We start from the raw sequence: 10,928 nt of genomic DNA on the forward strand, positions 1-10,928 counted from the left end.
TGCGGCGCGCGACCGGCCCCTCGGGGCGCGGTCCCGTTGGCGCGCGCAGCCGTGGCAGTTCGGCGACGAGCTCGTCGAGAACGGGACCGAAAGCCTCGCAGGCCTGCCGGTAGGCAAGCGCCACCTCGTCGGCCCTGCCGCTAGCCTCGATCACCAGGTCGATCGGCCCGTGCTGCAGGTGCAGCCGGCGACCATCGGCCAGAAGCCGCGCGGTCGCACCATGCATCCGGACCGGAGCGGTCATGTCGAGTGCCCCCGCCAGGGGAAGTTGTCCGGCCCTGTCGGCCAGGGATTGCCTGAAGACGGCTGAACGCCGCGCCGGCCTTTCAGGATATGGTCGTTCTGCCGGCCGGTCTTGCCCTCAAGGGCCTCGGACAGGGGCATCACATAGTCCATGTGGCCGCCGAGCGCCTCGTAATCCTCGGCGCGCATGGTGAACTCGATAGGTGCGACCAGCGCGGGCGTCGGGACGTAGCCGAAGGCGTTTTTCGGCAGGCGCGTGACATCGGCCATGAAGGTGATGCCGCCGCCCGGCCAGACATAGACCGGCGCGCCGCCGCAGCTCACATAGGTGAGGGCGCCCTGCACGGAGCGGGTGAGGCCGACCGGGTGCTCGGTCACGCCGGAGCGCAGTGACCCGCCGGCGCCGGCCATGAACAGCACGGAGGTGAGCGCCGGCTCGCAATTGTCGGCGATCCTCTGGACCGAGGGCGCGAGCCGCGCGGGCATCTCCTTCTCGACGGGCAGGAGCGCCTCGTCGAGCTCGAAATAGGCGGAGTGCTCGCCCGTCGTCGACACCATCAGGATGGAAAGGCCCGGCCGTGCCGTCTTCGGGTCGAAGGCGCCCAGGATCGCGAGCGGATCGGTAAGGTTGGTGCCGCCCCAGCCCGTGCCCGGTTCGGCGACCTGGAAATAGCGGCCCGGCGTCGAGCGACGGCCCTTGATGCGGATGCCGGTCGGCGCCCAGCCGATCACCTTGCCCGCCTGATGCTCGGAAATGACGCCGGTGATGTGATCGTCCACGACGACCACCTCGTCGACCAGCCCGTTCCATTGGGCGGCGAACATGCCGACGGTCGCGGAGCCGCAGCCGACGCGCATGCGCTCCTCGGTCTGGCCGTTGATGACGGGAGGTTGGCCGGCCTGCACGGTCAGCATCGCGCCGCCGTCGATGGCGAGTTCGACGGCCTCGCCGTTGCACAGCGCCAGCATGGAGGAGCAGGTGACGCGGCCTTCCTTCTTGGATCCGCCGGTCAGGTGGTGGACCCCGCCGAGCGACAGCATCTGGCTGCCGTATTCGGACGTGGTCACGTGGCCGATCACCTCGCCGTCGGCGCGAACGGGGGAACACTCGTCGCCAAGATGCCGGTCGGTGTCGATCTTCAGTTTCACGCCGCAGTAACTGAAGATGCCCTCCGTCACGACGGTGACCATGTCCACGCCGTCGACCTTCGAGGCGACGATGAAGGGGGCGGGCTTGTAGTCGGGATAGGTGGTTCCGGCGCCGATCGCGGTGACGAAGCCGCCTTCGGAAGGGAGGATGTCGCCGTCCCACTCCTTGTCGAGGAAGGGCACGACCTCGCCGCCGCTTTCGGCGCGTTGCCGGAGGATCGTGAGCGGGTCGAGACGGACGAGCTGGCCGCCGTCATTGGCGTATCGGTCGCAAGCGCCGGAGCGGCCATCGGCGATGTAGCACATCACCGGGCAGGCATCACACCTGATTTTTTCAGGCTTTCCATCGGCTGCAGTCAACGTCGTGACTCCTGCTGGCACGTATGCTCGCTTTGTTAGTATGCAAACATATGCGGGATTTTGGTGTCAATCGGCTTTGCGCGGGTTTCGCGCTGATTTATCGGGCATGACTGCCGCGCGCTGCGGCAGGACGGGTCAGTCCACGAAGGCGCGTTCAACCACGAATTGCGCCGGCTTGTTGTTTGCGCCTTCCTCGAGCCCGTGGCTGAGGCAAAGCTCCTTCGTGTCCTTGAGCATGGCCATGGAGCCGCAGATCATCGCGCGGTCCTCCGCCGGGCCCATGCGTGGAACGCCGAGATCGTCAAAGAGCTTTCCCGAATCGATCAGGTCGGTGACCCGGCCCTGGCGGGGGAAGGGCTCGCGGGTCACGCTCGTGTAGTGGTGAAGGTGGCCTTCGACCATCTCGCCGATCAGCGGATCGGAGCGCAGCGCCGCGACGAGATCCTCGCCGTATTTCAGTTCGGCGACCGTCCTGCAGCCATGGACGAGATGGATGGCCTCGAATTTTTCATAGGTTTCCGGATCGCGGATGAGGCTTGCGAAAGGGGCGATCCCCGTGCCGGTGGAGAACATCCACAGCCGCTTGCCGGGAAGCAGCGCGTCATTGACCAGCGTGCCGGTCGCCTTCTTGCGCATGAGCACGGTGTCGCCCGGGCGGATCTTCTGAAGATGTTGTGTCAGGGGCCCGTCCGGCACCTTGATCGAATAGAATTCCAGCTCCTCGTCCCAGGCAGGGCTGGCCACGGAGTAGGCGCGGAAGACAGGCTTTTCCGCGTTCGGCAGGCCGATCATGACGAACTCGCCCGAGCGAAACCGGAACTCCTGCGGCCGGGTGATGCGAAAGCGGAACAGCGTGTCGGTGTAATGCTGTACCTCCCTCACGGTCAGGGCGTGGCAACCGGCCGGCACGGCGAAGGGGGAGGGTTCGCCAGCGAGGATCGGGCGGTCGTCTGCGAGTGTGTCCGTCATGATCTGGGCGCTCCTTGCGAAAGGGACGATGAGAATATTATCGTTAGCATGCAAACGAAAAAAATCGACGAGCGCAACTGAAAAATGCATGATCAAACTTTGGTCACGATGGCGCATCCGAGTGCTTGACAGGAATTTCGAGTGAGCGGTAACGTTGTTAGTATGCAAACGAAATGCATTGAGGGAACCGATGCAGTTTCACAGGCCGGATACGATGGATGGCGCGCTTTCCCTCCTTGGCGGAGCGGAGGCGCGTGTGTTGGCTGGCGGGACGGATTTCTTTCCCGCTTTGGGCGGACGGAAGCCTTCCGGTCCGGTCGTCGATCTCGGCCGCATCGCGGCGCTCCGGGGCATCTCGCGGCAGGGGAACGGCTGGCGCATCGGCGCCATGACCACCTGGACGGACATCGTCCGGGCCGACCTGCCGCCGCTCTTTGACGGTCTGCGGCTTGCCGCCCGCGAGGTCGGCTCGATCCAGATCCAGAACGCGGGCACCATCGCCGGCAATCTCTGCAATGCCTCGCCTGCCGCGGATGGTGTTCCGCCGCTGCTGACGCTGGAGGCCCGTGTCGAGCTTGTCGGCCCCAACGGCGTTCGCGAACTGCCGCTTGGCGACTTCATCCTGGGTGTCCGCAAGACGGCGCTGGCCCCCGGCGAGATCGTCACCGCGATCCTCGTTCCGGACTGGAACGCTGACCGGACCCATTTTCTCAAGCTCGGCGCCCGGCGTTATCTGGTCATTTCCATTGCCATGGTCGCCGCCGCCGTGTCGCTCGACGATGCGGGGCGGATCGGAGAGGCCCGTGTCGCCGTCGGGGCATGCTCCGCCGTGGCGCGTCGTCTGGCCGGCGTGGAGGCCGCCCTGAGCGGCGCCGAAGCCACCGGGGCGGCGGTCCGCAAGCAGGTCGCGGATGCGGCGCTCGCGGAGCTTTCGCCAATCGACGATGTCCGTGCGAGCGCAGATTACCGCCTCGATGCGGCGCGTGAGCTTGTTGTGCGTGCCGTGATGGCGGCCATTGACCGGGGAGGGAAGGCATGGCGCTGACGGATATCGAGGACGTGGCCGGGGTCTCCCTGGTCCTCAACGGAAAGCCCGCCCGCATCGTCGCCGATCCGGTCGAGCGCCTGTCCCTTGCTCTTCGGGAGCGAGCCGGGGTTCGCGACGTCAAGGTCGGCTGCGATGCCGGCGACTGCGGGGCCTGCACCGTGCTTGTCGACGGCAGGCCCGTCTGCTCCTGCACGACGGCGCTTGGCCAGGTGGAGGGCGCGCATGTCGAGACGCTTGCCGGCCTCGTTGCCTCCGATCCGAAGGCCGAAGCGCTCGCCCGCGCCTTCCAGCGTCATCAGGCCGCCCAGTGCGGCATCTGTACCCCCGGCATGATGGTGTCCGCCCTCGCTCTCCTGCGCGAGGAGGCGGAGCCGTGCGAGGAGGCCGTGCGCGATGCGCTCGGCGGTGTTCTGTGTCGCTGCACCGGCTACCGCAAGATCATCGACGCGGTGCTCGATGCCGGCGGCACCGGCATGCCGGCCGAAGGTGGCGTGGGCGCGGCCATGGCGCGCATCGACGGCTGGCCCAAGGTGACGGGCACGGAGCTTTTCGGAGATGACGTGGCGCCCGCCGACGCGCTCACCCTGCGCCTCGTCAGAAGTCCCCATCACCGCGCCCGCTTCACCCTTGGCGACACCCTTGCCTGGGCGCGCGCGCGGGGGCTCGATCTGGTGCTTTCGGCTGCCGACGTGCCTGGCGAGAACTGTTTCGGCGTCATTCCGGGCTTCGAGGACCAGCCCATGTTCGCTGAAGGGGAGGCCCGGTTCCGCGGCGAGGCGGTTGCGGCTGTCGTCGGTCCCGCCGACATCGTCAACGCGCTCGACCTCTCCGATTTCCCCGTCGTCTACGAGGAACTGCCGGCCGCCCTTCTTCCGGCCGATGCCGGCGGCATCCCGAACCTGCATGAGGGGCGCGGCGACAACGTCATGTGCCGTGGCTTCGTCCGGCGCGGAGAGCCGGAAGCCGCTCTGGAACGCGCGGCGGTGGTGGTCGCGGGCGACTTCTCCACCGGCTTCATCGAGCATGGCTATATCGAGCCGGAGGCCGCCTTCGCCCGGCGTGTGGGAGACCGGATAGAGGTCCATTGCTGTACCCAGGCGCCCGTGATGAACCGCGACGGCATCGCCGGGCTTCTCGGTCTGCCGAAGGAGGCGGTGCGTGTCGTGCCCACGGCAACCGGCGGCGGCTTTGGCTCCAAGCTCGATCTGACCGCCCAGCCCTATGTGGCGCTGGCCGCCTGGATCCTGAACCGCCCGGTCCGGGTCACCTATTCGCGGGTCGAGTCGATCGCGACCTCGACCAAGCGCCATCCTTCAGAGATCCGCATGCGCATCGGCGCGGACACCGAAGGGCGTATCGTTGCCGCCGAGTTCGACGGCACGTTCAACACCGGCGCCTATGCGAGCTGGGGCCCGACGGTCGCCAATCGCGTGCCGATCCACGCTTCCGGTCCCTACCGGACGCCGAACTATGTCGCCCGCAGCGCCGGTATTCACACCAACACTGCCCCGGCCGGCGCCTTTCGCGGCTTCGGCGTGCCCCAGTCGGCGCTTGCCCAGGAGCCGCTTTACGACGAGTTGGCCAACCGGCTCGGCATCGACCGGCTGGAGTTCCGGCGCCGCAACGCGCTCGCCAACGGCGACCCGACTGTCACCGGCCAGGTCTTCGAGCGCGGCATGGGCATCATCGAATGTTTCGACGCGCTGAAGCCGCGCTGGGACCGGGCACTGGCCGAGGCCGAGGCGGTCAATGCCGGGGGCGGGCACGTCCGTCGCGGTGTCGGCATTGCCGGCGGCTGGTACGGCTGCGGCAACACGTCGATGAGCAATCCCTCCACGATCCGCGCCGGAGTGACGGCTGAAGGACGCGTGGTGCTGCATCAGGGCGCCACCGATATCGGCCAGGGTTCGAACACGGTCATTGCCCAGATCTTCGCCACCGCGCTCGGGGTTCCGGTCGGAACGGTTGCGATCGTCGGCCCGGACACCGACGTGACGCCGGACGCGGGCAAGACTTCGGCGAGCCGCCAGACCTTCGTCACCGGCAATGCCGCAAGGCTCTGCGGCGAGGCGCTGCGTGCCCGCCTCCTGCGCCTCGGCAATGTTTCGGACGCGGCGGAGATCGAGATCGCCGACGGCGAGATCCGTCTTTCCGACAAGGATGGCCGGCGCAACATCGCGCTCTCCGGCCTTGCCCCGGACAGCGCGACCTATGTGATCGAGGCGGTCGAGACCTACGATCCGCCGACCTCGCCGCTGGACGAAAACGGCCAGGGTGTGCCCTATGCGGTCTTCGGCACCGCCGCGCAGATCGCCGAGCTCGAGGTCGACATGAAGCTCGGCACCGTGCAGCTTCTGCGGATCACCGCCGCCCACGATGTCGGCAAGGCGATCAACCCTCTCCTCGTCGAGGGGCAGGTGCAGGGCGGCGTCGCCCAGGGCATCGGTCTGGCCCTGATGGAGGAGTTCCTGCCGGGCCGCACGGAAAACCTGCATGACTATCTCATCCCGACCATCGGCGACGTGCCGCCGATCGAGACCCTGATCGTCGAGACGGGCGACATGCACGGACCCTATGGCGCCAAGGGGCTCGGCGAGCACTGCCTGATCCCGACCGCGCCGGCGATCCTGAACGCCATTGCGGATGCCTGCGGGGCCAGGGTCACGAACCTTCCGGCGACGCCTGACAAGGTTCTTGCCGCAATCCGCAGCCGTCCGGCCTGAGGCGCGTCCTCCGGTCCGTTGCCCCATCACCTTCGCCGCACGATGTCGATAAACAAGAGGCGTCCATGAACATGACCCCGTCGATCGCCGACGCAGAAAGAACAGAAGAGACCGACGCGGCGGGACGCACCGCACTCGTCGCCGGCATTGATGTCGGCGGCACCTTCACCGATCTCGTGCTGTTCGATTCCGCCCATGGCCGGGTCCGCCTCGCCAAGACGCCGACGACCCTGCAGAACCAGGCCGTCGGCGTGCGCACGACGCTTGAGCTGGTGGACGCCGACCTCGCCGCCATCGACCTCATCGTCCACGGCACCACAACGACCACCAACGCGGTGCTGGAGCGCAATCTCTGCCGCACCGGCTTCATCACCACGCAAGGGTTTCGCGACGTGCTGGAACTTGGCCGCCGCACCCGTCCGAATGCCTATGGCATGAAAGGCGAGTTCCGCCCGATCATCCCGCGCGACCTGCGCCTTGAGGTGCCCGAGCGGCTGCACGCGGACGGCAGCGTTCGGGTTCCCCTCGACGAGGAGGCACTGAAGGCGGCCATGCAGGCGCTGCTCGACAAGGGTTGCGAGGCGCTTGTCATCCACTTCCTGCATTCCTACGCAAACCCGGAGCATGAACTGCGTGCCGGCGAGATCGCCCGTGAGGTCTGGCCGAACGAGAACGTGACGCTGGGCCATGCGCTGCTGTCGGAAAGCCGCGAGTTCGAGCGCGGGGTGACGGCGGCGATCAACGCCTCGGTGCAGCCGCTTCTGCGCCGCTATGTCGAGCGCCTCGCCGACGAACTGGCCCGCGACGGCTACCGCCACGACGTTCTCGTCATGAACGGCAATGGCGGCATGGTCTCGGCCCGCCGCGTTGCAGCCGAAGCGGCCAAGACGGTCATGTCCGGGCCGGCCTCCGGCGTCATGGCGGCCGCATATACGGGGCGCCGCGCCGGCATCCCGAACCTTCTCACCTACGACATGGGCGGCACTTCCACGGACGTTGCGCTGATCCGCGACGCGGAGCCTGCGGTCTCCAACGAGATCGAAATCGAATACGCCATGCCGATCCACGTCCCCATGGTGGACGTGCGCACGGTCGGCGCCGGCGGCGGCTCGATCGCCCGCATCACCCGGGCGGGCCTGCTCCAGGTCGGTCCGGAAAGTGCCGGGTCGGTGCCGGGGCCGATCTGCTACGGACGCGGCGGCACGAAGCCGACCATTTCGGATGCCAACCTGCTTCTGGGGCGGATGAACCCGGACAAGCTCAACTCCGTCTCGAACGGAGTGTCGCGGGAGGACCTCGCCGCGATCTTCACCGAAGAGCTGGGCGCCCCGCTCGGCGTCAGCGCCGAGGAGGCCGCCTCCGCCGTCCTCAGGATCGCCAACACCCGCATGGCCGAGGCGGTGCGCATGGTCTCGATCAGCCTTGGCGAGGATCCGCGCGACTATGCGCTCTTCGCCTTCGGCGGTGCCGGTCCGCTTCATGCGACGGCGATCGCCCGCGAACTCGGCGTGCCGCGTGTTCTCGTTCCCTCGCGTCCGGGCATCACCAACGCGCTCGGCTGCGTCGTCGCGGACCTGCGGCACGATTTCGTCAACACGGTCAACCGGCCGCTTGCCGTGCTCGACCTTGCCCAGGTGCACGCACTCTTTTCCCACCAGCGCGAGGAGGGACGGGCGCTCGTGGAAAAGGAGAACGTGCCGATCGAGGAGCTGAAGGAGATCTTTTCGGTCGACATGCAGTTCATCGGCCAGACCCACCTCTTGCGGGTGCCGCTGCCGGGTCCCGAGCCGAGTGTGGACGAACTGCAGAGCCTCTTCGAGGCGGCCTATTTCAACCGCTTCCGCGTCGAGCTTCCCGAGATCAAGGCGAGCCTCGTCAACGTCAACACCTCCGTCATCGGCCGCCGTCCCGGCATCGACCTCGCCCTTCTGATCGACCCGGACGGACGCAGGCAGACGCTTGAGGATGCGCGCACCGGCACGCGTCCCGTCTGGTTCGACGGCTGGTGCGAGACGCCGGTCTACTGGCGCGACCACCTGCCGCTTGCGGCCGGGATCGAAGGGCCGGCCATCGTCGAGCAGATGGACACCACCATAGTCATCGAGCCGGGCGACCACGCGGTACAGGACCGGGACGGCAACATCATCATCACCCTTGGCAGCACCGGCGGAGCAGGCGCATGAGCATCGATCCGATCACGCTGAGCGTCATCCAGTCGGGCCTGCAGCAGGTCTGCGACGAGATGGACCTCACCTTCTCGCGTGCCGCATTCTCGCCGGTCATCGCCGAGGCGAACGACCGCTCCGACGGCATCTATTCGGCCGAGGACGGCTCGCTCATCGCGCAAGGGGCGGGCGGGCTGCCGGTCTTCGTCGGCACCATGCAGTATTCGACCCGCACCCTGATCGGCATGATCCGCGAGGGGCGGGTGCCGGCTCCCGAGCCCGGCGACATCTACATCGTCAACGATCCCTATCTCGGCGGCACGCATCTGATGGACGTGCGCTTCGCCATGCCCTTCTACCGGGACGGCGAGATCTTCTGCTGGCTCTCCAACACCGGCCACTGGCCGGACACCGGCGGCGCGGTGCCGGGCGGCTTTTCCGCATCGGCGACGTCCGTGGAGCAGGAAGGCCTGCGTCTTCCTCCCGTGCGCCTGTTCAAGAAGGGGGTGCTCGACCAGGAGATCTACTCGATCATCTGTTCCAACATCCGTGTCTCGGAACAGCGGATCGGCGACGTGAAGGCCCAGGCCGCGGCCCTCCTGGTCGGGGCGGAGCGTCTCGCGCGCATTCTCGACCGCTATGGCGACGACGTGGTGCGCGAGTCGATTGGCGAGTTGCGCCGGCGTGCGGCCGAACAGATGCGGGCCAATGTCGCGCTCATTCCCAATGGCGTCTACCGCTCGCTCGCCTATGTGGACAGCGACGGCGTCGTCAACGAGCCGCTGGAGATCCGGCTTGCGATCACGGCCAGGGACGGCGAACTGACCTTCGATTTCGAAGGCTCCTCGCCGCCGTGCCGCGGGCCGATGAACTCGGTGCTGGCGACGACCCATTCGGCCGTCTACCTGGCCATGCGCCACATCTTCCCTGATGTGCCGATCTCGGCCGGCGCCTTCGAGCCGCTGACCATCGTCCGGCCCGTGGACACCTTCCTCGACGCTCATTATCCGCGCCCCGTCTCGGGCTGTGCGGCCGAAGTCAGCCAGCGCATCGCCGAGGCGGTCTTCGCCGCGCTTGTCGAGGCACTGCCCGACCGGGTGACGGCCGCGCCGGCTGGCAGCTCCGGAAATTTCGCCCTTGGCGGCGTCGATCCGGCGCGCGGCGCGGGCTTCGTCATGTACCAGATCTCGGGCGGCGGCTATGGCGGCAACTCGGATCACGATGGGCTTTCCAACGGCTGTTCCACCATCGGCATTTCCAAGGCCCCGCCGGTGGAGATCATGGAGCAGCAGTTCCCGGTGCTCTATCACCGCTATGCCCTGCGCGAGGGGTCGGGCGGCGCCGGACGCCATCGCGGCGGTTTCGGGCTCGACTACGAGATCGAGCTGCTGCGCGGCCATGCTACGGCAAGTTTCGTGATGGATCACGGCCGCTTCGGCCCGCAGGGCGCGCTTGGCGGCGAGGACGGCGAGCCCAATTCCGTCACCGTCTGGCAGGGAGGCACGTCGATGGTGCCCGAGCATCTGTCCAAGGCGCAGGACATTCCGCTGGAGCCGGGCGACCGGGTGCGCGTGAAAACGCCCGGCGGCGGCGGCTACGGCGACCCGCAGGACCGCGATCCGGCGCTTGTCGCCGAGGACGTGCGCCTCGGCCGCTACACGGCGGAGCGGGCCAGGGCGCTCTTCGGAAAGGCGGCGGTAGGGCTCTGATCCGCCGCCTCGCCGCAAGGGGGACGCCGCCTGACGCGGACCCGCCGCTATCCGGCGGCCCGCCGCCAGACGAGCAGCTGGTTGTTCGCCGGCATGGCGATGTCGTCGACCAGGGTCAGCCCCTGATCCGTCGCCAGCGCGTCCAGCGCCTCGAAATCGCGGATGCCGCTTTCCGGATTGCCGGCCTTGAGCTGCGCGTCGAAGGCGGCATTGCTCTGCGTGGTGAAGGCGCCGCCATATTTCATCGGCCCGTAGACGCAGCACATCCCGCCCGGCGCCAGAACCTCGCCGACGCGGGCGAAAAACTGCCCGACATGGGCGAACGACATGATGTGCAGCGTGTTCGCCGTGTAGACCGCGTCGAAGGCATCGGGCGCGTCCGCCATCGGCAGCGGCCAGGGCGGGGCGGCGACATCGAGGGCGAGCGGCGGCGGGGTGCGCGCATTTCCCTCGCTTTCCAGCCGCGCCGCGATGCCGGCAACGGCGCCGGGCAGGTCGCTGCACTGCCAGACGAGATGCGGCAGGGCCTGCGTCATGTGAACCGCGTGCTGGCCCGTGCCGC

The 10,928-nt window shown here is 67.8% G+C and carries 7 protein-coding genes and 1 pseudogene; 4 read left to right on the forward strand and 4 right to left on the reverse strand.

All coding sequences use genetic code 11. The features are described 5' to 3' along the window. The 3 genes and pseudogenes from ACN0T5_RS20075 to ACN0T5_RS20085 form a co-directional block, all read right to left on the reverse strand. Positions 1-244, reverse strand: a pseudogene (locus tag ACN0T5_RS20075) (UPF0280 family protein); the annotation flags it as partial. After that, positions 241-1,698, reverse strand: coding sequence for a 6-hydroxynicotinate reductase (locus ACN0T5_RS20080; RefSeq protein ID WP_417770395.1), 1,458 nt, complete (start codon positions 1,696-1,698; stop codon positions 241-243). The pseudogene ACN0T5_RS20075 and the gene ACN0T5_RS20080, both read right to left, overlap by 4 nt. Before the next feature lie 189 nt (positions 1,699-1,887). Continuing rightward, positions 1,888-2,721 carry a ferredoxin--NADP reductase gene (locus ACN0T5_RS20085; RefSeq protein ID WP_417770390.1) on the reverse strand — a complete coding sequence of 278 codons (834 nt, stop codon included), beginning with the start codon at positions 2,719-2,721 and terminating at the stop codon, positions 1,888-1,890. A 190-nt stretch (positions 2,722-2,911) separates the two neighbouring features. On the opposite strand from ACN0T5_RS20085, the gene ACN0T5_RS20090 reads away from it, so the two are divergent. From ACN0T5_RS20090 to ACN0T5_RS20105, 4 genes are all read left to right on the forward strand, one after another. Continuing rightward, positions 2,912-3,766, forward strand: a complete 855-nt coding sequence (locus ACN0T5_RS20090; protein ID WP_417770391.1) for an FAD binding domain-containing protein — start codon at positions 2,912-2,914, stop codon at positions 3,764-3,766. Then, positions 3,757-6,492, forward strand: a complete 2,736-nt coding sequence (locus ACN0T5_RS20095; protein ID WP_417770392.1) for a molybdopterin-dependent oxidoreductase — start codon at positions 3,757-3,759, stop codon at positions 6,490-6,492. The genes ACN0T5_RS20090 and ACN0T5_RS20095 overlap by 10 nt, the downstream gene beginning before the upstream one ends. A gap of 71 nt (positions 6,493-6,563) precedes the next feature. Continuing rightward, positions 6,564-8,675 carry a hydantoinase/oxoprolinase family protein gene (locus ACN0T5_RS20100; RefSeq protein WP_417770396.1) on the forward strand — a complete coding sequence of 704 codons (2,112 nt, stop codon included), beginning with the start codon at positions 6,564-6,566 and terminating at the stop codon, positions 8,673-8,675. Then, positions 8,672-10,366 carry a hydantoinase B/oxoprolinase family protein gene (locus ACN0T5_RS20105; RefSeq protein ID WP_417770393.1) on the forward strand — a complete coding sequence of 565 codons (1,695 nt, stop codon included), beginning with the start codon at positions 8,672-8,674 and terminating at the stop codon, positions 10,364-10,366. The genes ACN0T5_RS20100 and ACN0T5_RS20105 overlap by 4 nt, the downstream gene beginning before the upstream one ends. 47 nt (positions 10,367-10,413) lie before the next feature. Here ACN0T5_RS20105 and ACN0T5_RS20110 read toward each other — a convergent pair. Further along, the coding region (locus ACN0T5_RS20110) for a DUF938 domain-containing protein (RefSeq protein WP_417770394.1) at positions 10,414-10,928 on the reverse strand (515 nt) is incomplete at its 5' end.

The sequence above is a fragment of the Stappia sp. genome (assembly GCF_048261845.1).
Lineage (GTDB): Bacteria > Pseudomonadota > Alphaproteobacteria > Rhizobiales > Stappiaceae > Stappia.